We start from the raw sequence: 22,578 nt of genomic DNA, 5'->3' as shown, positions 1-22,578 counted from the left end.
CCACTTTCGGCAGAAAATCTCTCCCTGGAGGAGAGAAAATATGCTTAAGAATGGGGAGTTTTACTTGATCAAAGACATGAGACAAAGAGGAATGAATATCACACAAATTGCTGATTCATTAGGGAGGGATCGAAAAACAATTCGTAAGTGGCTGAAAAAGGATGAGCCTTCGAAATACCAACGATCTGTTAAAAAAACAAGCATTCTCGATCCATTTAAACCCTATATCAAAGCGAGAATGGAAGAAGGCTGCTTCAATGCTGTCGTTTTGTTTGATGAGATCAAAGCCCAAGGTTATCCAGGGCAAATTCGGCTCCTTCGCTCATTCATGGAACCATTGCGCCCGGTTGTTAAGACCAAGGCAACGCTCCGTTATGAAACGGCACCCGGAAAGCAAGCGCAAGTAGACTGGGGACATTTTAAGGTAGAGTGGAATGGTGGATATAAACGGCTGTACGCCTTTGTCATGGTTTTGGGATACTCGAGAATGTTGTATGTGGAATTTACAGAGAATGAACGGCTTGATACCCTCATCGGCTGCCACTTGCGTGCCATGCAATACTTTGGCGGCAGACCGGAAACATGCTTGTATGACAATATGAAAACCGTCATTGTCGGTTACGACGATCAAGGGCATGTATTGTGGAATGAACGATTTTCCCAGTTTGCAAGCCATCACGGTCTTACGCTGCGACGCTGCGCTCCCTACCGTGCACGAACAAAAGGGAAAGTGGAAAATGGAGTAGGATATGTTCGCAAGAACTTTTGGCCTCGGGTGCAGACGTTTACCAGCCTTCGTGACTTGAATCAGCAAGTACGTCATTGGTTGGATACGGTGGCTAATGTACGGGTACACGGCACCACGCATGAAAAACCAGTAGATCGATGGAAACACGAACAGTTGAAGCCACTTAACCCGATCCCATTCGAAGAGGTAGAACGCCATACTCGAAGAGTATCGAATGATTCACTCGTTTCTTACGGAGGAAGCCGGTATTCAGTCCCCTATGTTTATGTAGGTCATACGGTAGAAGTACAAGATCTCCAGAATGGCCATATCCGGATCTATCAGGGCAACATGATCATCGCTGAACATCCTAAAGCTACTCGTACCAAGCAAGTCATAACCAATAAAAAACACTTCGAGGGGATTCAAAACCAAATTGGCGCGAAGGCTCCCCAACCTATGCCGCGTTTGGTTCCCAATCCAAGCCCCGAAGTGGTGGAACGTGATTTGTCTGTCTATGAGCAGTTTGCTGACGAGGAGGTAATCGTACAATGATACTCCAGGCCCGTTTAGAAGAAGCCTTTGTACAGATGGGATGGGTACGAATCCCGGAAATTATTCACCACCACGCAGAAGAAGCTGCTGCTCAGAATATATCGTATTTGGAGTTCTTGGACAAGCTTTTGCAAGAAGAAATCATGGCCAAGAGGGATCGGTTTATCCGCATGAAAACGCGATTGGCTCATTTACCCTACCATAAAACGTTGGAGCAATTCGATTTCAGTTTCCAGCCCTCCATTGATGAAAGACGGATTCGTGATTTGGCAACCCTCCGGTTTGTACAACAACAAGAGAATCTCATTTTACTTGGTCCGCCAGGGGTCGGCAAGACTCACTTGTCTGTTGCTTTGGCTCTCGAAGCTATCAAACAAGGGTTGACGGTTTACTTTACAACTGCTCATGATTTGGTTCAGACGCTCCAGATTGCTCATCAAAACAATAGCATCAAACAAAAAATGCGAGCATTTATAAAACCGAATGTACTCATCATTGATGAAATTGGATATCGCAAAATGGATGAAACCGCAGCTCACTTTTTCTTTCAAATTGTATCAGAACGTTATGAATCCGGCTCAATTATCCTTACTTCGAACAAATCCTATGGTTCGTGGGGAGAGATATTTGGGGATACAGTACTTGCTACAGCCATCCTTGATCGATTATTGCATCACTCCCACACGATCAACATTAAAGGGGAAAGTTATCGCATAAAGGAGAAGAAAAAAGCAGGTTTCTTTCGACCCGAGTCAACCGAAGATAAAACAGAATAAACGGAATTTTGGTCGCCACCCGCCCCCCTCAGAGGGGGCATCATTCAGACAAACCTATTGCCTATAATGGGGAAAATTCGAGTGCAGATAATGGGGAATTTTCATTTGCAGTTGACACTTATTCGTTACATTTGATATGAGCGTTGGTGAGACTTCGATGCCATAGAGCTGCTGCAGATGGTCTTGGATATCGCGTGTGGATACGCCTTTGGCATAGAGAGCAAGAATTTGATCTTCGATCCCTGTAACATTGGATTGATGTTTCTTTACAATGTTTGGTTCAAAATCACCCTCTCGATCCCGAGGGACTTGGATGTCGACATCCCCGTACTCAGAACGGACGGTTTTCTTGCTATACCCATTGCGACTGTTGGTTGTCCGCTTGTTTTTCATGTCATGCTTGGCGTATCCAAGAGAGGACTCGATTTCAGCTTCCAGCATTTCTTGGATTGTGTCTGCGAATAGATCCTTTAACGCTGACTGTACGTCGTCCACTGACTTCATGTTTTTCTCTTTGATCCACTGCTTGATCTGCTCTTTTGACATCATAAAAATCTCCCAACCTTTCTACTCCTAATTGTAGTTTAGAGGTTGAGAGTTTACACAAAATATTTTACAGACTCAATTAGGAACATCTTTTTCCAGAGCAAACAGGGTCTAGGGTTGTAAGGCGAAACGAACCCTTGACGTGTTGGTGTAGAAAAAGATAGTTCCTTCGGGGATGAAGCCTTTCTTTTATTTATTAGCTGATGTGTGGTCATATGTGATTCCCAAAGAAAACAGATAGCTGCATGAGAATCTGTCCCCAATTCTGGACTCTTCTCGTCAATTTATATAGGGCATCCATGGTTACGAGATGTAATATTTTGAGAAGTGGATCGTCTATGGGAAAGACGGATTTCCCTTCGTTACTTTTGTCGGTGGCAACTTTCAATAACGTTAGTTGTATAGATCATCTTCGAATCTCTGGAGGATATTTGAAAAAGGTCGCAATCTCATCCCCAGTCGGTGCTCCAGGAGCGTACATTAAGGGGATATACTCGCCCAACTATTCATCTTGTATTAAATACGAAAGCTGTTGATTTTCATTTTAAGGAGGGATCATTGGAATAGAACTGTTCATCTTTTCGGCTGGCAACCTCGATTTTGTCAACGAACAGCACGGGGAGATATGGACTGTTTCGGCTGAGAGAGTGGGAACTACGTGGACCTATCGTTAGCATCCAATTACCTTCAAATCTCGACCTACTAAATACCTATTTTGAAAGCCTTTGTAAAAGCTTTTCGCCATCAGATAACCGGAGGTTCTCCTTTAAAAAGCCCTCAATCTCATACAATTTTGCGGGTCTGTATCCTGCCCCCCCACAACCGCATGAGTGATAAGCAAAGCCGTGTTTAAAAAGAATCTCAACCTTTTTCCATTGTTTTTTACCACTTTGCCGAGGGGCTTTAAAATCATGTCCCATGTTATTCATTACAGTCCTACATTGTGGACACAAGACAGAAGCGGTTTTATCAGCCTCATTTTTCAAGTCAGAAACTGGCTTCTGCTTATAAGATTTTCTACATTTGAAACATGCGTAAATAATCTTGTAGGGACCTGATATCGCGTATCTGCACAAATTAATCACCTTCCTTTGAGTTAATATAGAAAGAGCACTATCGAGTGAGACGCTAAATGCTGCTGAATCTTTTAAGAATCCAAGCGTAAATGTTCAATGAGAAAATCTCCCTGGTCTACCGTCATTACGCTCTTTTCTTTAGTGAAATCCCAACCATTTTGCAGGGCATATTTTATTAAACTGGCACATGCACTCGGTTTACAAAGGTTGGTTTTCCAGTTTGTTGACCAGGAAAATGATAGTAAGACATGCGCTGTTTTTGTTCTGTCGGGATAAATAGTAAATCTAATGATATCGTTGTTAGGTGTTTGGTCAATAACACAATGAAATAAAGAACCATTAACTTCTATCTTCTTTACTTCCTTGGCAAACGGCTTAATAGAGTATTCCCCCTTATAATCTCTAGGCAATATTTTATCATACGGGAAATTGGTGGGATTTTGTTTTGGATTAAGTTAACAAACCAATTGATGGGATAAACAAGTCGATTGAAAAGATAACAGAGACGGTTGACAAGATGGTTCTACCCTTCCATAACAGCTTCATCGAAGACTTTTCTATAATGCTGCAAATCAAATTGATCAGCTAATGCATTAACCATATTCCAAAATTCATATTCATCGAAGCCCTCAAAATCCAAGACGATAAAATGTGCGAGGTTATGGAATGCGTGAGCTATCCGAAAATTCCGGTGGAAATTTTCTTCGCTGAATTGCCCAGTGTTCTTAATATCTAGTAGAGCCTGCGAAATGAGTTTTTTATATGCCCGTTTCTTTGCTTCAGTCATAGGATCATCTCCTCTATCAGTTTAAATAATACAGTTGTATGGAAAATCCTGCAAAGAAGAGTATTCTCACAATCGAACTCATAAATTGAGAGTGATAGAAATATTGACTCCAAACAACAGATTAACTTTTCAGCCCATTACAGCTTTCAATCGGTACGATCGGCTACAATAACCCTGGTAAAGAAATCTAGGCTATATGGCGGAGCAAATCTCGTTACAACTTTTATCAATCTAGGGCTCTGTAGATGCACGTAGCAGTAGTCCCCTCCGTGTTTTTTGTTTTAAAGATGTATAAAATTATCAAACGCTTCTGGAAATCGCTTATAATAATGACATTTGATAAACCAATGATCGAGGGGGAGTATTGTGTTAAAGCGAATGGCCGGAAAAGAAGAAGAAACCATTCGAGCATTTGCAAAAGAGATTGTAGATGCAATTGCAGAAGGCAACTACGAAGAAATTGCTCGCAAAGTTGATGATATGCGGGATTGGGACGTAGAGTTATTAAAAGAGGTCATCGAAAATTTTAAGGAAGATAATGAGTTGGAACAGATCGATAAATTTGAGGTAGAGTGTACCTTCAAGCCTGTCTATAAAGATGGCAGTGTTTACAAGCAAGAATCTTTTTACCACTTTACTGATGGAAGCGGACTTTCATACGAATATGCATTGACGACAGATGGCGAACCAAATGACCTAACCCTGAGTATCGAGTTTCACTATGAGGGTGACTATATGAAAGTCATATTCGAAAGCGGGGTAACGGTACTTTGATGGTAAACGAGTTTAGAAGATCACTTAATTTGTGAATAGATCAATAAGGATAATCCATCGAGGAATAAACCTTCCCTATGATTGACCCATTGTCCTTCGAATACAGTCATATACGTGCATGTCATATACGCCTCCTGCAAAAGTACATTAAGTTGTCGCCTCACAAAAAGAATCACACAGGTAACCACATTCATGGTCTTTACAAAAAAAACCAAGCCCCTCCGCAAAAACGAGTTGACATTGCTACGAAAACGTATTAAATTGAATTCAAACACTTACTACGAATTCGTACTAAAAAGGAGCTCCCGGTATGCATAAGCTATACGATCTTTTTCTCAAGACCGGTTTGCGCCCTTTCGCATTCATGACCGACATGCTGCAGCTTGAACAGAAAGTGACTCGTTCGGATCTGGCGACGCTGCTTATTCTGCTCTTTCGGGGGGACCTGACGATGACGGAATTGGCGGCCGAGATGGGGGCGCCGCTGAGTTCGATGACCAGTATTGCCAAGCGGCTTGAGCGAAAAGGCTATATCGCCCGAGCGACATCTCCAAAAGACCAACGGGTCAAGCTCGTCATGCTGACACAAGAGGGTATCCGACTTGCGAAAGAGTGGGAGCGCATCATGCTGGGGATGCTGGGCAAGCTGGAAGCGGCGTTTACGCCGGAAGAACTGGAGCAATTTACGCTGCTTTCGTATAAGGCCATCAAAGTCTTCCAAGACGAGGAACCTGTAAAGCTTGAGGAAACAAAGAACCGTCCGGTAAAGATCAAGATCGATGAGTGACCGATTCAACCGGACTCTTCTATTTCACAATTACTACGAAATCGTACTAAAAGGGGTTATGGATATGAGAATTATCATTTACACGGGCAAGGGTGGCGTGGGCAAGACGAGTATAGCCGCGGCGACAGCGGTGAAAATGGCAAAGCAGGGGAAACGGACGCTTATTCTCAGCACGGACGCGGCACATAGTTTAGGGGATTCACTGGCCGTGCGGATCGGGCCGGAGCCAGTCCCAATCTGCGAAAACTTATGGGGGCAGGAAGTGAACAGCCTGCGGGAGACGGAGAAAAATTGGGGAATTGTCCAAGGGTGGCTGACCGCACTGCTCGACAAAGCACAGCTTACCGATATTGCTACGGAGGAAATGCTCGTGTTTCCTGGCATGGAAGAGCTGTTCAGTTTATTGCAAATCAAGGAACACGCGCAAAGCGGAAAATATGATGTGGTCGTCGTTGATTGTGCGCCGACCGGAGAGACGCTGCGGCTGCTCAGCTATCCCAATGTCTTGAATTGGTGGCTCGAAAAAATGTTTCCAAACGAACGCAGGCTGATCAAGCTCGTTCGGCCGGTCGCCAAGTTCATCAACAACGTAGAGCTTCCCTCGGATGATGTCCTTGACAGTGTTGAGCAATTGGCGCGCAGCCTGGAGGAGCTGCAGCGGATTGTTTTGGACCCGGAGATGACATCGGTGAGACTGGTGCTGAACCCCGAGAAGATGGTGCTTTCCGAAGCGAAACGATCCTTCACGTATCTGAATTTATTCGGGTTCAATACGGACGCAGTCATCGTGAACCGGGTGCTGCCGAATGAGGCAGGAGAAGGATTTTTCGCATACTGGCGGGACCTTCAAAGGAAATATGAAGAGGAAATCGTTATGAACTTCCAGCCGCTGCCGATTCTCAAAGCGCCCATGATGCCAAAGGAAGTCATCGGATTGCCTGTTCTCGAAGAGTTGGCGGATATCGTTTTTAAAGATCAGAATCCTTCCACTATTCTTTATCGAGGCAGAACAGAAAAGATCCGGGAAGAGGATGGAGGAATGGTTCTGGAGCTGTCGATTCCTTTTGTGGAGAAAACGGATTTGGATTTGACGCAGACTGGCGACGAACTGACGGTACATGCAGGTGCCTACAAGCGGAAGGTGATTTTGCCAAGACCGCTTATAGGCCGGCAGGTGACAGGTGCGAAGTTTTCAGAGGACCGGCTGCTCATCCGTTTTGGTAAGCGAAATATGGCAGAAGGGAATGAAGGGCAATGAGAAGCGACGAGCTTCAAATAGAACGGCTGTTGGAGCATCTGAAGCGACACCAGGCGGGGAAGCATGCAAGAAACACCGTCAAGGAAGGGCTGCTGGCTTCCCGTGCGGTCATCGACAGCCTCATTGACTTGTTGGAGGAGCCAAGCCGCACTCCATACGCACGCAAAATTGATATTTCATAAATCGGGAGAGGATGAGGAACAGATGGTGAGTGGGGTCAAACGTCATGTCGGGCTTACACTTGTGCTGACCGGACTGTTTCATACGGTCTTGGGGCTGATTGGATTTATGAATCACCTGCAGCCAATGGTTGCCGAGGGTCTATGGGATACGGTGGGGAGTGGGCAGTGGGAGCGGGCAACCGCATTTTGGTATCTGATGCTCGGCTTCGTGCTGATTCTTCTCGGCTATACGGTGGATTGGCTCATGAAAAAGAAAGGGATTGCCCCGCCTGTTTCTCTCGGATGGATGCTGTTTGCCATCTGCTTGATTGGGATTATCGTGATGCCGACTTCAGGTTTTTGGCTTGGTTTGCCTCAGGCGTGGCTTTTAACGCGAAAGTGAAAGGTTACGATTCACCGGTCGCCAAATCAAATTAGAGGGTGCTAAGTGGTGGAACACAAGCTTGATTCGTCGTTACGTAATGGCTGGAAAGCCTACGCCCACTTTACAAAGAGGTCAGGATGGGCGGCTTATGCGGGTTGCGTCTGGGCCCTCCTGTATGCGGTCTTTGTCCGATTCTATCAGGCTGCGGGAGGAACAATCGGTCTTTCGGCTCCGATTGTTGATCCCACCGGCGGCATATACAAAGCAAGCTATGTCGTGGGTGTCATTATCATGTTGTGTGGATTTGTCTTGTTAGGACTCGTTAAACCTTGGGGGAAGGTTGTCCCTTTATGGATGCCATGGATCGGCGGAGTCAATGTCTACCGAGGATTTCTGTTATTCCCCACCCTTCTCTGCTCTGTCTTTTTAATCGCTCATGGAGCAGCCGGAATCATTACAAGAGTCCTCTTTTTGGCTGGCTTCATAGACTTGAAAATGCCGACATTTAGCGATGAAGTGGATATGCGCATCGATGCATTATGGGACTTGTTCGTTTACCAACCATGGTTTTTCATCATGGGAGTATTGTCTGGCTTGTCGGCAGCGCATTATGCACAAGCGAGAGATGTTTCGCTTTCTGCTTTGAAACGCGGCACACTGATTTTCCTGTTTTTAACATGTCTCGTTACGGCGATTTTTGCAGCAGCCATCGTGTTTGACTTTGTGGATAAATTAAGCTTTTTTTAAGGCGTTCCTTCCCTAGGTGTTGCGTAATAGTCTTTGCTTGTGCAGACGATGACATCTAAGCTGATCGGGAACACAAATGTTTTTATGTCCTTTTATCACAAGTTCTATGGAGGTGTATGGACATGAATTGGCATGACATTGCCTTGGTAGTAGCTGGAATTATCGGAAGCGGCGTGGCGCTGGTTCACGGCATTTTGACTCAACGGCTCATGGTCAGGCCGTTGGCGAAAGCGGAGTCTTTATTTGCCGAGGCAGAAGTCAGATGGATCGTGTCGTGGCTCTTGCAGTTCAGCACGTTCAACTGGTTTCTTGGCGGGCTCGCTTTGATTGCTTCCATCTGGTTCGGGCCGGACGCAAGGCTCGTGACGGGCCTGCTCGTTGGCAGCTCCTACCTGTATGGCGCTTTCATCAACTGTAAGGCAACGCGCGGTCGTCATCCCGGCTGGATGCTCTACACGGTTGCGCTCGGTTTGATTGCCTTCGGCGTCAACGGATCGGGCGGTTGAGCCGACTTTCACAAGAACCTGAAAGAATCCCCGACCAACGCAATATTTGTCACAAATCCATCCTTTCGATTCGTCTTGTTTGTAAAAAGAATGGAAGGGAGAATGGGCATGAGAAAATATGATGCAGCGGTAATCGGCGGAGGGCTTTCCGGATTGACAAGTTCGATTTATTTGGCAAAAGCAGGTTTATCCGTCGTTCTGTTGGAAAAAGCGAATCAATTGGGCGGTCGTTCCGTTACGGTAAAAAAGAATGGGGCCATGCTGAATTTGGGTCTTCATGCGCTCTATAAAGGAGGGGCCGCCGAGGAGGTGTTAAACGAACTGGGAATCCCGGTCAAAGGGGGGATCGTGCCCGCAAAAGGCGGCATGGTGTGGAATAACAAGCTTTACCGACTACCTGGAAATCCTTTCGCGATTCTCACATCCAAATTGTTATCTGCTTCCGCCAAGTTGGAAATCGTTCAATTTGTGGCACGACTGGCAAAAATCGATCCAAAGGCTTTGCCGCCGATCAGTTTTCGGGAATGGGCGGAAAAGGAAATAAACGATCCGATGATACGGCACCTCATTTACGCTGTCTGCAGAACCAATACGTTTGTGCCATATCCTGAACTTCTCTTGGCTGCTCCCGGAGTCAGAAGGCTGCAGCTCGTTTTTAAAGGAAATCAAGTGATATATGTCGATAGAGGGTGGGGCCAGATGGTCGAAAGTCTGCGGCAGGAGGCGATCCGGGCAGGAGTTGCCATTCTGTGCGGAAAACATGTAGCCGAGATTGAGCATGACGGGAGAGTGAGGCAAATTCGCTTTCATGATGGCGAAACATTGGAAATCCCATATGTCGTTGTAACGGCAGGACCGGGCGAAACCTGCAAGCTCGTTAAAAACGCCGAGCACACATCGCTCAGGGAGTGGCGGGATCGGGCGAAACCAATTTATGCTGCATGTCTGGACGTCGCGCTCCGCAAGCTGCCCTACCCCGATGATCCAAAGCGCCATTTCACCTTCTTCCTGGATCAACCGATCTTTGTTAGCACCCCATCTGCCATTTCCGATGCAAGTGAGGACGGTTCCGCCATTATTCATGTGTGCAAGGATATCGGCTTTGGCTCTGATCATCCCAAAAACGACGAAAGTCATTTGGAGCGGGCTTTGGACTTCATTCAGCCGGGATGGCAAAAAGAACTTGTTGCAAGGCAGTTCTTGCCAAAAATCACGGTTGCCCATGATTTTGATTCCATCGATCGCTTCGGCAAACGCTACGGCCCTTCTGTCTCAGAGGTGCGCGGTTTGTACGTTTCCGGGGATTGGACGGGTCAAAGCGAAGTATTAGTCGATGCGGTTTTTGCCAGCGCGAAGCGGGCTTCCGAGGAGATTCTGCGAGAATACAACAATGCGGAGGGGCATGCAAACGGTGGAAGTGGAAGAGCTGTATAAAAGTCTGGGGCCTTCGCTGATTTCTCTTGCTTATCGTATGATGGGCAGTATGATGGATGCCGAAGATATCGTTCAAGAAACGTTCCTTTCGATAGAAAAGGTTCCCGCCGATACGGTTAGGAATGCGAAGGCTTATTTGTTCAGGAGTGTGAGCAACCGGTGCATAGACCGGTTGCGGGCGCAAAGCAAGCATCGTGAAACATATGCAGGACCTTGGCTTCCGGAACCGATTGTGAGCGGGGGAGACGGACAAACCGACCCTTTGGAAGGATATATTCGGAAAGAAACCATTTCGATGGCCTACTTGCTCTTGATTCATCAGCTTTCATGGACCGAGCGGGTTGTATTCCTGTTGCGAGAGGTCCTGCAATTCGAATATGAGGAAATAGCGGAGATCGTCGACAAAAGCAGTACGAATTGCAGGCAAATATTTCGTCGGGCCAAAAGGAGCTTGGGCAAAATTCCTCAAGTGAACGTCGGCATAGAGCGAAACACCATCCATTTGATTGAACAGTTTGCGCAAGCCCTTTTGAGTGGGGATATGAAAATACTGCTCGAAACGCTAACTGCGGACACGATCCTCTATATGGATGGTGGAGGCAAAGTGAAAGCCCCCTTGCGTCCGCTGTTTGGCCATGATCGAATCGCCCGTTTCTTTATCGCTATTCTTCCGGAGTTCCCTCCGGATTTCTCTTTTACGCTTCGCGAACTGAATGCCCAGCCCGGATTGGTGTTTTATGCAGGCGAGCAGCTCTTTGCTACGATTTCTTTCGATATTCAGAATGATCGGATCGTGAACATGTATGCTGTTTTGAATCCCGATAAGTTAAAAAGTCTCACGCGTTTTGTCAGCAATCCTATATAGGGGACCGCTAAATGATTAAATGTATCTCTGGGCTTCTATCATTAGATGACCGAGTGATATACACAGCAGAATGGAGAGTACGTTCTTAATCATTGGAGAACTCTCTGCGGACGTTCAATTTTTGGGTAAAGCCTATGTGAAACAAAAAGATCGCCCACGATGTTGCGGGACGATCTTTCTTTGTTTTTAGCGGCATCGTAAGGCTATGTGGCCCTTATACAGAACGAGTTACGGTGTTTGTTGGATTTTGATTACCTATGAAATGTTTCGGAATCCTTGAACAGAAATATGCGGATGATAACAATTTCGTCTGTAAGCAGGCAGAAAAGTTGCTTTCAAGAGTAGGTTAGTGCATTAGGGAAGAATAGAAGCACATTTTGGCAAGTGCCTAGGACAGAGAATTTTCAAAAAAATATAGTGTAATAGGCTCACATAAATTTTTTATAAAGGAAGTGGCCCTATTGCCAGGATTTGAAAATAAGATATGGGGTTTTCGATATCATGATTTTATCAGAGACCCATGTTGTTCAAGGGTTTGGGGACAATGTGTTCCTTGTCCAAAGAGAAGATACAATGACCTTTCATTCTATATTGGATTTAATCATCCAGCGGTAAACCGATCTGCACAGGCAACGATCTATTCATGTGCAGTACCTGCTGTACAGGCTGCCTATAGTATTTTAACTGGTGCATGTGCTGCTGCTGGTGGACCTTCGCCTGCTTGTGCCGCTGCAGTGATTGCTGCAATTCCAGCCGCTAACAACGCAGCAAGAACAACGTTTAGAACATGTATGGCTAATACAGATGTACCAGAAAGTTTGTATAGGCAAGTCAATATAGGAATCTATCATAGGAGAACAACTCTCTAATCCACATTAACAACACAAAACACCTCCTAATCATAGGAACCACATGCGATTAGAAGGTGTTTTCCATTTGCTTCTACTAAACAGCCGTTACTTAATATTATCCAACACACTTTTCATAACCTGCGGCGAGTCCTGGCGATCGAACAAGTTATACCGTTCCTTAACCGCTTGATATACCTGCATGAGCGCTTTCTGGCTCTTGGTTTTCCGGTATTCCTGCACGAGCTTTGCAAAGGAAGGGTGCCGAATCACATCGTTTCGCCAGTCCCACACACGCGGTTTTAGAACTTCACGCCGCACTTGTTCGACCATCCCGATCAACTTCGGGCCAAGATCGGCACTTAGCTGAGCTGCTGCTTTTTTCACTTCAGGACGATCGAGCAACATGACACCGTCGGGAAGGGAGTAAAGGGGCTTGTTATTCACATACAAGAATTCTTGAGAGCGATTGGCAACAGCCTCTGACAGACGGTCTTGTTTGACTTCGAACTGAAAGTACTCCCGCTCTGTCCCATTGAATTTGCTCGGGAAAAACAAATAAATGAAATCGAAGACGCCATGATAGTAAAACTGCTGATCCGGATAAATGTATCCTTTGGCATCGACTTGAAATCCCGGGAGGCCCGCCTCGATGGCCCAGCGAACTGCTTCGCTTTGGCTGTCCTTCGGGGCAACACTGCCCTTGTAAGGTCTCGCGTTTTTGTATATGCGATACAACGTGTCCGCAACAAATTGCTTTGTAATCGATTGACTGTTCCATTCCTCCGGCTTTACAAATCCGGCCTGAACCAGTGCTTTTATGCGCGAGTCAAGCTCAATCTGCCCCCGTTTGTTTCTGAATTCCGCATATTGTTCCCATTTTTCGGATGCTGCCAGCTTGGCGATTTGCTGTTTTATAGTCACGGGGTCGTAGCCTGCGGGGTATACAGGTTCTAACACCCCTATGTGATTAAAGAGCTCGAGCAAATATCCGTTTCTGGATAAATACATTTCATCTATCATAAACGAGCGAATGGAATCAGTGCCGTATAGATCTGCTACAATCTCGTATATATCCATCCGGTTTTTTTCTACAAGAGCAGCATCATATGGATTTTTGACCTGCAGGGAATCTTTCAGAAGGGAATAAAGCAGTTCCACTTCTTCCAGTGTGTTGATAGTGGGCATCTTGTAAGTGACACGATATGTATGCGTCCCTGATGGAGCTGCTTGAATGGCTGGCACGAATGAACCAGATAACAGCATGACGGTGATCATGGAAGCCAGAATGCTTTTTTTCATCGGTTTTGGTTCCTCCCTCTTTTATCCATTACGAAAACGCTTCATTGCATGCAAATGTTTCCTTTTTCTTCCTATTTTTCTCACGGAGCTTGCGTAAAGCGTCGATAAAGCTGTTCACTAAAAACGATTCGTTGGGTTTGAGAGGATCTGACCTCCATGATCGTGAGCAACTGCCAGACTGATCAGTTTGCTTCATCATCCTTCGAAAGACGCGCCATGATTTCGCCCCATGGAGCTTTGCCCAGAACCTTGAATCCTAATTTTTCATAAAGAGTAGCAGCTCCTTGGTTGTCAGGGTGATAGGCGACCATGATATCTGTGGTATCAGGCTTTGCTTTTATTCTGGCAATGACCTGTTTCATGGTTTCCATTCCGTAACCTTTGCCTTGGTGACGGGAATCGATCATCAGCCGATAAATCCAGTATTGCGAATCGTCAGGATCAATCCCAAACATCACAAATCCAACCATGATTTCATCTTTGTAAACGGCTAGTGTTTCGAAATTCGGTAAAAATTTTGACTGTGCCAAGGAATACAGATTTGAGGCGATAAATTGTTTTTGATCTTCACGGGGCTCTAACTCAATGCATTCTTCCCAGTTTTCAGCAGTTACTTCCTTGAGAATAAGATTCATAGCGATATCTCCTTTTGCTTCGTTTAGGAAAATTATACCATACCATTATACCCCATTTACAAAAAAAAGGTGTTCTTTAATAGCTCGAAGAACACCCTAAACCCTATAATTTAATAGCTTTAAAGCAAATGCTATCTAAGTTTGTGCTATTACTGTTGTTTAATCCTTCCCTATTCTTGAAACGACTATTCAATATCAGTTTTCAATTCATAGTGAGTTATTAACTCAAATTCACCAAGCACAGTCGATCCATCTACATCATAAAGAGGAATTGTACGGACATCACCATTATCGCCGTTTTGCTCAATTGCCTCTTCAATTGATGAAACATTTGGTGTCAAATCATCAGCTCTAACATATCCTTTAATCCCATTAGTGCCAACTGCAGAAATTAAATCGGGTTCCTCACCGATTGTATATTCGGATAGTGCAGAACCATAGGTCTCGCCGTTACTGTTTACATCATATTCTGTTTTTAACATCAAATCATCTATAACTTTTGCAATTTTGGTTGATTTACCCAACACCTGAATTGGAGATTTATAACCAGTGTATCTTGTATATCCATCTCCATTATAGAATTCAGCTCTACTCTGGGCATAATACTCTCCTGAAGTGGTTGTTCTAGGGGAGTACACATAGATTCCAGAGATCTTTGAATCATTATATGTCATAGAACTGGCACTTCTCAATTCACCAGCTGAATTAAACAAACGAGCTTGTCCGGCCATATAACCTACTGGCACATTTGTACCTATTGATTTGACGAAGGCAACTGCTTCTACGGTTGGATGAGTGTTGTCATTGCCAGGAGGATTTCTATCCCACACCATAGATTCAAAATAATACTCATAACCATGAATTTTAGGCGTTTGATAGGGATCAGAGTAAGTGGCGGCGGATGCTGGCGTTGACATCAAAAACATTGACAGTGCACCGATCATTATGAAATTCCGAGTACTTGTCTTCCTTTTCTTCATTTTTCTTTTCTCCTCCCATAATTTTAATACTGGATTATGTTTAGTTAACATTAATCCCCACCCGAATAATAAAATCTAAATTCGCCGATTTTAGTTTTGCCATCAGATTCATACAATGGGATTGATTTGTAATCGACAGATTTCATTGATTCTTGATAAATAATTGCTTCTTGAGGTGAAGAAGCGGATGAATCCAAATCGGCGGCCTTTACATATCCGACAACCCCGTTTTCTCCTATTGTCCTAATTAAGCTTGGTTCTCGTGTTGGTCCATAAGGATATGGTCCATGTCCATATGTTTGTCCCTCTGCATTGACAGGATAGTCTGGAACCTGTTCTTCAACTACAGGTATACTATTTGCAAGAGAAGTTGCCTCCACACTAGAATTTTTAGTAACTAAAGTAGGTATACCGATTATTAAAGCGATCGAAAATATAACTCCCACAAAAGACTTTATTTTCATCTTCATTTCAAATACACACCTTTCTTCGTTAGCAGTTAAAGTAAATGTTTGCACGAAGGATGAAAGTAGTAATAGCTTTAACAGCGTGTAGCACCAAATATACACAACTTAAGATTAGACCAAAGCATTGTATTGTCTTTTAGTTGTAAATAAGAGACCGCTGACACGCGAGAATCCTTAGTAAATAACGATAGAATAATCTGTAATAAATTGCAGGGGAAATCTAAATAAATCCCTTTAATGTAATATTACACCAATTCCCCTGAAAAATTGTGTCGAAATTTCTGGTTCACAGAAAGTTCGAATTTAAGTATCATTCTTCCTGTCTAAAGTTTTGTTTTTTAAGTTGCTTTGTTCCGTGGGAACAGATTTTAGTCATAAAATTAGTTAAATAGACGTCGATTAATGAGACAAAAATGACTATACTAGTACGGTCCCTTTATTTTTTGACCTAACTTGTATTGAAGAGAATCCGTCTCCGATTAATTAGTGCTATCAAGGATATAAAGCCTCCACTGGCCTTTTTTACTACAAAACCAAGATTGTTACTGGTGTCGGCATTCACTGTCTAATATAATCGGACCTTACCCTCGGTTACTATATGATTAAATAACATTAAAGGGTAACATCACAATAGAAGAAGAATTTTTTAAATCATTTCCCAGTTAATCGCTTAATAGGTCTCAGTAAATGGTAGAAAACCTATTTGTACAGAATATCTTCCCTTATGCGATTCGACTTTGCTCAACACACCGTCAAAATTTGTTGAACTTACTACAAAGTGGGTAAGGGCAGCGCTCAAATGCTTAACAAATACATCAAAGTGAACCGCTTGCAGATACCTCCCTTCATGGATCTTTGCCATCGACTGGTACTGTTACTGAATTGGCTCACCCAGGGCATAGCTGATGAACTTTGATTGATGCTTTCGTTGCTTCTCCATATCGGTGTTCTTAAAAAAGTTCACGGTATCAGCTCTTTTTCGAAAACAACAGAGTCAAGGACGTAAGGCGAAGCGAACCCTTGACGTGTTGGTGGAGAAGAAGACAATCCCCATCGGGGATGGAGCATATCTTTTATTTGTTAACGGATGTGTGGTCGTACTCGATCCTCAAAGAAAACAGATAGCTGCATGAGAATCTGGCCCCAATTATGGACTCGTCCCGTCCATTTACGTAGGACATTCATGGTTACGAGGTATAACATTTTGAGAAGAGCATCGTCTCGTCTGTGGGAAAGATGGCTTTTCCTTCGTTGCTTTACGAAGTTGTCGATGGTAACTTTCAATAATGTTCGTTGCATAGATCAGTTGAGTCCGTATAATTGTGTAAAAACGGAATCTCTTTTAAAAAATGAAGAGAGCCATTTCAAAAACCCTCGGTTAGAATGAAGTTTGCGGACACCATTCCTGGAGAGGAGTTTTTGTTATGGCTCAATATCAGATTACTGTAGATTCGCAACTTTTGCAGCAACTTTTTCTCGGAAATTCGAAGGATTCGGGGGTGGCCAAACTGTTGGAATCGGTATTGAATCAGGTGTTGCAGGCCCAAGCTACGGAACAACTGTCTGCGGAACCGTACGAACGTACAGATGAACGCCAAGGTTATCGGAACGGTACATATCCCCATCAACTGACAACGCGGGTGGGAACGATCACCCTTCGGGTGCCACGGATTCGAAATGGAAAGTTCTCGACAGAAATGTTTGCTCGCTATCAGCGAAGTGAACAAGCCTTGGTTTTAGCCCTCATGGAAATGGTGGTGAATGGGGTATCAACTCGAAAAGTTTCGCAAATCACGGAGGAACTGTGTGGAACCGAGTTCTCTAAGTCAACTGTTTCCGATCTGTGTAAACGCCTGGATCCGATTGTAACGGCTTGGAACAACCGAAATTTACGAGAGAGCTTCTATCCATTTCTCATTGTAGATGCCCTCGTTTTAAAGGTTCGTGAAGAGAGGCGTGTACGCTCTCGTGGCGTAATGTTGGCCTACGGGGTCAACACAGAAGGCTACCGAGAAGTCCTTGGACTGATGCTTGGAGATAGTGAATCAGAGGCCAGTTGGAGTGAGTTTTTTAGCTGGCTGAAAGATCGAGGCTTGCGCGGCGTAGAACTCATTGTGTCCGATCAACATGGCGGGCTCGTACGAGCCATTCGAACCCATTTTCAAGGGGTGACGTGGCAACGGTGTCAGACTCATTTTATGCGAAATATCCTCGTTGCCACGCCCAAGCAACTGCAGGAGGAATTGTATCCCCGTGTTCGTGCGATTTTGGATGCTCCTGATCTAGAGACGGCACGGTTATTGTTGCAACAAACGGTGGAAACGTATGAGGCCAAAGCTACAAAGGCAATTTCGGTTTTGGAGAATGGTTTTGATGATGCCACAGCCGTTCTTCTGCTCCCCGAAAAGTACCGTAAACGTCTTCGGACAACAAATGGCATGGAGCGACTCAACGAAGAAATTCGCCGACGAGAACGTGTCATTCGCATTTTTCCTAACCGTGAATCGGTTATTCGCCTGATCGGAGCTTTGCTTATAGAGATAGACGAAAAATGGGCAAGTGGCAAAAAGTATCTCGATATGGCAGAGTATTTGGAATGGCGAGAAACTCAGGCAACAAAAGCGGTGTCTAAAGTGACGCGCATTGGCTAAGTTATTTCTCTAATCGAGGGGAATTTACACACAAAGATGGACTTGATCCATAGATCAGCTTTCGAATCTCTGGAGGATATTTAAAAAAGGTCGCAATCTTATCCCAGTTGGTGCGCAAGGAGCTTACCATCAAGGGGGATTTACTGCCCCAGGTTTGTTCAAACTGATCGAGTTCTTCGAGTACAGCTTGCTCCGTCGTCCTGTTTTACTTTAAAGTGGATCGCGTCTAAGAAGCATAAACCGATTGCAAAGGGCGATTTTGCCACTCTTTAATCAGGGGAACGATTTTGTTCGTGACATTTGAAATGAGTGTTGGTGAGACTTCGATCCGTAAAGCTGCTGCAGATGGTCTTGAATATCACGTGTGGATACGCCTTTTGCATACATTGCGAGGATTTGATCTTCGATCCCTGTTACATTGGACCGGTGTTTCTTTAAAATGGCAGGTTCAAATTCTCCCTCACGATCACGTGGGACTTGACTGTCCACCTCGCCATACTCGGAACGGACAGTTTTTTACTGTATCCATTACGGCTATTCGTTGTTTGCTTGTTTTTCATGCCATGCTTTGCGTATCCAAGAGAGGACTCCATCTCAGCTTCGAGCATTTCTTGGATCGTTTCAGCAAACAAAATCTTTTAGAGCTGACTGTACGTCGTTCACAGACTTCATATTTTTCTCTTTGATCCACTGCTTGATCTGCTCTTTTGACATTATAAAAATCTCCCAACCTTTCTGATACTAATTGTAGTTTAGAGGTTGAGAGTCTACACAGAATATTTTAAAGACTCCACCTGGGATAAGATTGCCAACTTCTGTACATATCCTCCTAAGACTCAAAAGCAAATCTAGGGACAGCTCTCCCCTCCCTAATCGCAACTTTCTATCATTCCTCAAGTTTCCCTGCTAATTAATAGCATTTAACAATCCATTTAATAGCAAACATTTAATTCTATATATAATAGTGATACACTATTACCAGCCTGTAGACAAAGTTCCGTAAGGAACAGGGTCTGCAGGCTTTTTTGTTGAATATAGAACATGTTACGTTTTCAAAAGTTATTTTTTAGAGGTGGCATTATGCTTAATAAGCAAGAGGCCGAAGGGCGTTATCAGATATCTGCATTCTCGCTAGATGAGTTGGTGCCAGAAGATCATCTCGTAAGAAAAATTGAAAATGCAATCGACTTTTCGTTCATCTATGACTTGGTGGAAAGCCTCTACTGTCATGACAATGGCAGACCCAGTGTTGACCCTGTAGTCTTAGTTAAAATTGCTTTCATCCAATATATTTTTGGAATTCGTTCCATGCGACAAACGATTAAAGAGATCGAAACCAATGTTGCCTATCGGTGGTTTATTGGCTATGATTTCAGTCAGCCCATTCCCCATTTCACGACCCTAGGCAAGAACTATGTTCGCCGTTTTCGGGATACTCAACTCTTCGAGTCGATCTTCCTTCGAATATTGGAGGAGGCGGTTCATCATGGATTCGTGAAGCCTGATGTGCTTTTCATTGATGCTACGCATGTAAAAGCCAGTGCGAATAAGCATAAATACGTGAAAGAAATCGTTGAAGAACAAGCGAAGAAATATCAAGAGCTGCTGGACGAAGAAATCAATCAGGATCGTATTGCACATGGAAAGAAGCCCCTTGAAAAAAAGACAGAAACTTCGAAGAAGGAGGTGAAAGTCAGCACAACTGACCCGGATTGCGGATTGTTTGTAAAAGGGGAAAAGGAACGTGTATTTGCTTATAGTTTTCATACAGCATGTGATCGAAATGGATTTGTGCTTGGTGCCAAGGTAACGCCAGGCAATGTGCATGACAGTCAGGTTTTTGAGGATGTTTTGAATCAAGTGCGAAAGACGTTTGCACAGCCTCAAGCTGTGGCAGTGGACTCGGGATACAAGACGCCTTACATCAGTAAAACACTCCTTGATGACCAGATTCGCCCCGTTATGCCCTACACAAGACCACGCACCAAAGAAGGTTTTTTTAAAAAGCACGAATATGTGTATGATGAATATTTCGACTGCTACATCTGCCCGAACGAGCAAATCTTAACATATGAGACAACAAACAAGGATGGGTACCGTATCTATCGATCAAATTCTCAAGTTTGCCGAAGTTGTCCGTTCTTGAAACAATGCACGGAAAGTAAAGACTACACAAAGAGAGTGAGTCGCCACATCTGGGCTGATTACCTCGAAGAGGTAGACCACCTCCGGCATACCGAGGAAAACAAACAAATCTATAGCAAACGGAAAGAAACGATTGAACGTGTATTCGCTGATATGAAGGAAAAGCATGGCATGCGTTGGACGACCTTACGAGGACTGGAGAAGGTCACGATGCAGGCGATGCTTGTTTTCGCTGCCATGAACTTGAAAAAAATGGCGACCTGGCTATGGAAATCAGGTCGCCAAAAGGTGAACGATCAAAACACCTTCGGTATTTTCATCAAATTATTAAACAAACTCCCTCTGCTGTTCGTTCAGCGAGGGAGTTTGTCTGCAACCTGATAATAGTGATACACTATTACTTAGGTTATCATTTATGCAGAAAAGGTGTGTGAATAGGTCGCACCCTGGCTTGCTATGGAGCCTAAGCAGTAGGCCTACATCTTTTCTTCAAATATTAGCGAGGTAGGACGGTAAACATGAGCGACAGACAAACCAAAACAGACGTTATCTTAATTGGTGCCGGAATCATGAGTGCAACGTTGGGAACACTGCTGAAAGAATTGATACCGGATTGGAACATTACAGTGTTTGAAAAGCTTGCAAGCCCAGGAGAGGAAAGCTCTAACGAATGGAATAATGCAGGAACGGGGCATTCAGCGCTGTGCGAGCTGAACTACACCGTCGAGAAACCGGACGGATCCATTGATATCAGCAAAGCTGTAAAAATTAATGAACAGTTTCAGGTTTCAAGACAATTCTGGTCTTATCTTGTAAACAGCAATCTGATCCGCAATCCGCAGGACTTTATCAGGCCGTTGCCTCATTTGAGCCTGGTGCAAGGTGAAAAGAATGTATCGTTTCTCAAAAAACGTTTTGAAGCGCTGTCAAACAATCCCCTGTTCAAAGGGATGGAATACTCCGAAGACCCTCGAAAACTGATGGAATGGATTCCGCTAATTATGAATGGGCGGGTATCGAATGAACCGATTGCGGCAACAAAAATCGACTCTGGAACAGATGTCAACTTCGGTGCTTTGACACGGATGCTGTTTGACCATCTGAAAAGGAAAGACGTCGATATCCACTTCAAGCATAATGTTGATGATATTAAACGCAACCGCGACGGCCTGTGGGAATTGAAAGTGCGAAATCTCGACAGCGGCACCGTTGAACGCCATACGGCCAAATTTGTGTTTATTGGCGGCGGTGGAGGAAGCCTGCCTTTGCTGCAAAAATCCGGTATTCCTGAAGGGAAACATATCGGAGGCTTCCCGGTAAGCGGTCTGTTCATGGTTTGCAAGAATCCGGATGTGATCGAGCAGCATCATGCCAAGGTATACGGGAAAGCCAAGGTTGGCGCGCCGCCAATGTCTGTTCCGCATCTGGACACAAGATATATCGACAATAAAAAATCGCTGCTCTTTGGGCCGTTTGCCGGTTTCTCGCCGAAGTTCCTAAAAACCGGTTCGATGTTTGATTTGCTCGGTTCCGTAAAACCGGATAACGTCCTGACGATGCTGGCAGCAGGGGCAAAAAACGTTCCCTTGACCAAATACCTGATCCAGCAAGTGATGCTGTCCAAGGAACAACGCATGGAAGAGCTGCGCGAGTTTATCCCGAACGCGAAAAGCGAGGATTGGGATATTGTCGTAGCGGGCCAACGTGTGCAGGTGATCAAAGATACGCCTACTGGCGGCAAAGGAACGCTGCAATTCGGTACGGAAGTAATCTGTGCAGCGGATGGCTCGATCGCCGCGTTGCTCGGCGCTTCTCCGGGGGCTTCTACCGCTGTTTCCGTCATGCTGGACCTGATGAAAAGATGCTTCCCGCAGCATATCAATGAGTGGGAACCGAAAATAAAAGAAATGATTCCTTCTTATGGTATATCCTTATTGGAGCACCCGGAACTTATCCGTGAAATTGATTTTTCCACAGCGCAGACGCTTGGTCTGCACAGTGAACTGGCTCTCGTCTAGCAGACGGTCGAAAAATAGAAGGAAAGAAACGGCCTTTGTCCCGAATTGCATGGGGTGAAAGGCCGTTTCGTTTTGCCTGCAGTTTTCGGCAACAGGTTGAAGGGTGGCAACGGGGGTGAAGGGGTTTTGAACAGTCCCCCAGCTATCG

General features: G+C 44.6%; 20 protein-coding genes and 3 pseudogenes. 14 read left to right on the top strand and 9 right to left on the bottom strand.

Annotated elements, in window-relative coordinates; translation table 11 throughout:
• Nucleotides 1-40 precede the first annotated feature (40 nt).
• Together istA and istB are read left to right on the top strand one after the other, a co-directional pair.
• Nucleotides 41-1,282 carry an IS21 family transposase gene (gene istA / locus NSQ24_RS18045; protein ID WP_024985200.1) on the top strand — a complete coding sequence of 414 codons (1,242 nt, stop codon included), beginning with the start codon at nt 41-43 and terminating at the stop codon, nt 1,280-1,282.
• Nucleotides 1,279-2,058: an IS21-like element helper ATPase IstB gene (istB, locus tag NSQ24_RS18040; protein ID WP_024985201.1), complete on the top strand. Its 780-nt coding sequence runs from the start codon at nt 1,279-1,281 to the stop codon at nt 2,056-2,058. The genes istA and istB overlap by 4 nt, the downstream gene beginning before the upstream one ends.
• A gap of 54 nt (nt 2,059-2,112) precedes the next feature.
• On the opposite strand, the gene NSQ24_RS18035 is transcribed toward istB, so the two are convergent.
• Both NSQ24_RS18035 and NSQ24_RS18030 read right to left on the bottom strand, forming a co-directional pair.
• Nucleotides 2,113-2,613, bottom strand: a complete 501-nt coding sequence (locus tag NSQ24_RS18035) for a transposase (protein ID WP_339168056.1) — start codon at nt 2,611-2,613, stop codon at nt 2,113-2,115.
• A 1,590-nt stretch (nt 2,614-4,203) separates the two neighbouring features.
• Nucleotides 4,204-4,467, bottom strand: a complete 264-nt coding sequence (locus NSQ24_RS18030; RefSeq protein ID WP_024985666.1) for a hypothetical protein — start codon at nt 4,465-4,467, stop codon at nt 4,204-4,206.
• Between the two features lie 366 nt (nt 4,468-4,833).
• On the opposite strand from NSQ24_RS18030, the gene NSQ24_RS18025 reads away from it, so the two are divergent.
• From NSQ24_RS18025 to sigJ, 9 genes are all read left to right on the top strand, one after another.
• Nucleotides 4,834-5,241, top strand: a complete 408-nt coding sequence (locus NSQ24_RS18025) for a hypothetical protein (protein ID WP_024985665.1) — start codon at nt 4,834-4,836, stop codon at nt 5,239-5,241.
• Between the two features lie 310 nt (nt 5,242-5,551).
• A complete protein-coding gene (locus NSQ24_RS18020; RefSeq protein WP_003386479.1) occupies nt 5,552-6,028 on the top strand; it encodes a MarR family transcriptional regulator in 477 nt (158 codons plus the stop codon).
• 64 nt (nt 6,029-6,092) lie between these two features.
• On the top strand, nt 6,093-7,286 hold the full coding sequence (locus tag NSQ24_RS18015) for an ArsA family ATPase (protein ID WP_003386478.1): 1,194 nt from the start codon (nt 6,093-6,095) through the stop codon (nt 7,284-7,286).
• The gene (locus NSQ24_RS18010; RefSeq protein WP_003386477.1) at nt 7,283-7,468 is read left to right on the top strand and encodes a hypothetical protein; all 186 of its coding nucleotides are present in this window, start codon (nt 7,283-7,285) and stop codon (nt 7,466-7,468) included. The genes NSQ24_RS18015 and NSQ24_RS18010 overlap by 4 nt, the downstream gene beginning before the upstream one ends.
• Before the next feature lie 22 nt (nt 7,469-7,490).
• The gene (locus tag NSQ24_RS18005) at nt 7,491-7,850 is read left to right on the top strand and encodes a DUF6463 family protein (RefSeq protein ID WP_003386476.1); all 360 of its coding nucleotides are present in this window, start codon (nt 7,491-7,493) and stop codon (nt 7,848-7,850) included.
• 48 nt (nt 7,851-7,898) lie between these two features.
• Nucleotides 7,899-8,579 (top strand): DUF3995 domain-containing protein, encoded by a 681-nt coding sequence (locus NSQ24_RS18000; protein ID WP_003386473.1) that lies wholly within the window; start codon nt 7,899-7,901, stop codon nt 8,577-8,579.
• Nucleotides 8,580-8,701: 122 nt separating this feature from the next.
• Complete coding sequence (locus NSQ24_RS17995) at nt 8,702-9,085, top strand: hypothetical protein (RefSeq protein ID WP_003386472.1); 384 nt, start codon at nt 8,702-8,704, stop codon at nt 9,083-9,085.
• Nucleotides 9,086-9,193: 108 nt separating this feature from the next.
• Nucleotides 9,194-10,519 (top strand): FAD-dependent oxidoreductase, encoded by a 1,326-nt coding sequence (locus tag NSQ24_RS17990; RefSeq protein ID WP_024985663.1) that lies wholly within the window; start codon nt 9,194-9,196, stop codon nt 10,517-10,519.
• Nucleotides 10,488-11,384, top strand: a complete 897-nt coding sequence (gene sigJ, locus NSQ24_RS17985; RefSeq protein WP_339168054.1) for an RNA polymerase sigma factor SigJ — start codon at nt 10,488-10,490, stop codon at nt 11,382-11,384. The genes NSQ24_RS17990 and sigJ overlap by 32 nt, the downstream gene beginning before the upstream one ends.
• 956 nt (nt 11,385-12,340) lie before the next feature.
• Here sigJ and NSQ24_RS17980 read toward each other — a convergent pair.
• The 6 genes and pseudogenes from NSQ24_RS17980 to NSQ24_RS17955 form a co-directional block, all read right to left on the bottom strand.
• Entirely contained in the window at nt 12,341-13,534 is a 1,194-nt protein-coding gene (locus tag NSQ24_RS17980) for a hypothetical protein (protein ID WP_339166333.1), read from the bottom strand.
• A 182-nt stretch (nt 13,535-13,716) separates the two neighbouring features.
• A complete protein-coding gene (locus NSQ24_RS17975; RefSeq protein ID WP_338463379.1) occupies nt 13,717-14,169 on the bottom strand; it encodes a GNAT family N-acetyltransferase in 453 nt (150 codons plus the stop codon).
• 185 nt (nt 14,170-14,354) lie between these two features.
• Nucleotides 14,355-15,200, bottom strand: coding sequence for a peptidase (locus tag NSQ24_RS17970; protein ID WP_231504376.1), 846 nt, complete (start codon nt 15,198-15,200; stop codon nt 14,355-14,357).
• On the bottom strand, nt 15,200-15,619 hold the full coding sequence (locus NSQ24_RS17965) for a hypothetical protein (protein ID WP_024985658.1): 420 nt from the start codon (nt 15,617-15,619) through the stop codon (nt 15,200-15,202). The genes NSQ24_RS17970 and NSQ24_RS17965 overlap by 1 nt, the downstream gene beginning before the upstream one ends.
• Before the next feature lie 696 nt (nt 15,620-16,315).
• Nucleotides 16,316-16,586, bottom strand: a pseudogene (locus NSQ24_RS17960) (group 1 truncated hemoglobin); the annotation flags it as partial.
• A 110-nt stretch (nt 16,587-16,696) separates the two neighbouring features.
• A pseudogene (locus NSQ24_RS17955) lies at nt 16,697-16,952 on the bottom strand (transposase); the annotation flags it as partial.
• Nucleotides 16,953-17,040: 88 nt separating this feature from the next.
• Between NSQ24_RS17955 and NSQ24_RS17950 the strand changes: the two are divergent.
• Complete coding sequence (locus NSQ24_RS17950) at nt 17,041-18,267, top strand: IS256 family transposase (RefSeq protein ID WP_338463377.1); 1,227 nt, start codon at nt 17,041-17,043, stop codon at nt 18,265-18,267.
• Between the two features lies 1 nt (nt 18,268).
• Here NSQ24_RS17950 and NSQ24_RS17945 read toward each other — a convergent pair.
• Nucleotides 18,269-18,990, bottom strand: a pseudogene (locus NSQ24_RS17945) (transposase).
• 357 nt (nt 18,991-19,347) lie between these two features.
• Between NSQ24_RS17945 and NSQ24_RS17940 the strand changes: the two are divergent.
• Together NSQ24_RS17940 and NSQ24_RS17935 are read left to right on the top strand one after the other, a co-directional pair.
• Nucleotides 19,348-20,793: an IS1182 family transposase gene (locus NSQ24_RS17940; protein ID WP_024985259.1), complete on the top strand. Its 1,446-nt coding sequence runs from the start codon at nt 19,348-19,350 to the stop codon at nt 20,791-20,793.
• Between the two features lie 137 nt (nt 20,794-20,930).
• Nucleotides 20,931-22,430, top strand: coding sequence for a malate:quinone oxidoreductase (locus NSQ24_RS17935; protein ID WP_003386467.1), 1,500 nt, complete (start codon nt 20,931-20,933; stop codon nt 22,428-22,430).
• The last annotated feature ends 148 nt before the right edge of the window (nt 22,431-22,578 follow it).

It is taken from the genome of Brevibacillus sp. FSL L8-0520, from assembly GCF_037963895.1.
GTDB classification, from domain to species: domain Bacteria; phylum Bacillota; class Bacilli; order Brevibacillales; family Brevibacillaceae; genus Brevibacillus; species Brevibacillus borstelensis.
Note: the sequence above shows the minus strand (reverse complement) of the source record. Positions and strands in the feature narration are given on the sequence as shown.

Bases quoted from the DNA above. Each gene is read 5' to 3' on its own strand.
- istA (WP_024985200.1), top strand. From the start codon at position 41: ATGCTTAAGAATGGGGAGTTTTACTTGATCAAAGACATGAGACAAAGA.
- NSQ24_RS18005 (WP_003386476.1), top strand. From the start codon at position 7,491: ATGGTGAGTGGGGTCAAACGTCATGTCGGGCTTACACTTGTGCTGACC.
- NSQ24_RS17980 (WP_339166333.1), bottom strand. From the start codon at position 13,534: ATGAAAAAAAGCATTCTGGCTTCCATGATCACCGTCATGCTGTTATCT.
- sigJ (WP_339168054.1), top strand. From the start codon at position 10,488: ATGCAAACGGTGGAAGTGGAAGAGCTGTATAAAAGTCTGGGGCCTTCG.
- NSQ24_RS18010 (WP_003386477.1), top strand. From the start codon at position 7,283: ATGAGAAGCGACGAGCTTCAAATAGAACGGCTGTTGGAGCATCTGAAG.
- NSQ24_RS17975 (WP_338463379.1), bottom strand. From the start codon at position 14,169: ATGAATCTTATTCTCAAGGAAGTAACTGCTGAAAACTGGGAAGAATGC.
- NSQ24_RS17970 (WP_231504376.1), bottom strand. From the start codon at position 15,200: ATGTTAACTAAACATAATCCAGTATTAAAATTATGGGAGGAGAAAAGA.
- NSQ24_RS17950 (WP_338463377.1), top strand. From the start codon at position 17,041: ATGGCTCAATATCAGATTACTGTAGATTCGCAACTTTTGCAGCAACTT.
- NSQ24_RS17965 (WP_024985658.1), bottom strand. From the start codon at position 15,619: ATGAAGATGAAAATAAAGTCTTTTGTGGGAGTTATATTTTCGATCGCT.
- NSQ24_RS17940 (WP_024985259.1), top strand. From the start codon at position 19,348: ATGCTTAATAAGCAAGAGGCCGAAGGGCGTTATCAGATATCTGCATTC.
- NSQ24_RS18015 (WP_003386478.1), top strand. From the start codon at position 6,093: ATGAGAATTATCATTTACACGGGCAAGGGTGGCGTGGGCAAGACGAGT.
- NSQ24_RS17990 (WP_024985663.1), top strand. From the start codon at position 9,194: ATGAGAAAATATGATGCAGCGGTAATCGGCGGAGGGCTTTCCGGATTG.
- NSQ24_RS17935 (WP_003386467.1), top strand. From the start codon at position 20,931: ATGAGCGACAGACAAACCAAAACAGACGTTATCTTAATTGGTGCCGGA.
- NSQ24_RS18020 (WP_003386479.1), top strand. From the start codon at position 5,552: ATGCATAAGCTATACGATCTTTTTCTCAAGACCGGTTTGCGCCCTTTC.
- NSQ24_RS17995 (WP_003386472.1), top strand. From the start codon at position 8,702: ATGAATTGGCATGACATTGCCTTGGTAGTAGCTGGAATTATCGGAAGC.
- istB (WP_024985201.1), top strand. From the start codon at position 1,279: ATGATACTCCAGGCCCGTTTAGAAGAAGCCTTTGTACAGATGGGATGG.
- NSQ24_RS18030 (WP_024985666.1), bottom strand. From the start codon at position 4,467: ATGACTGAAGCAAAGAAACGGGCATATAAAAAACTCATTTCGCAGGCT.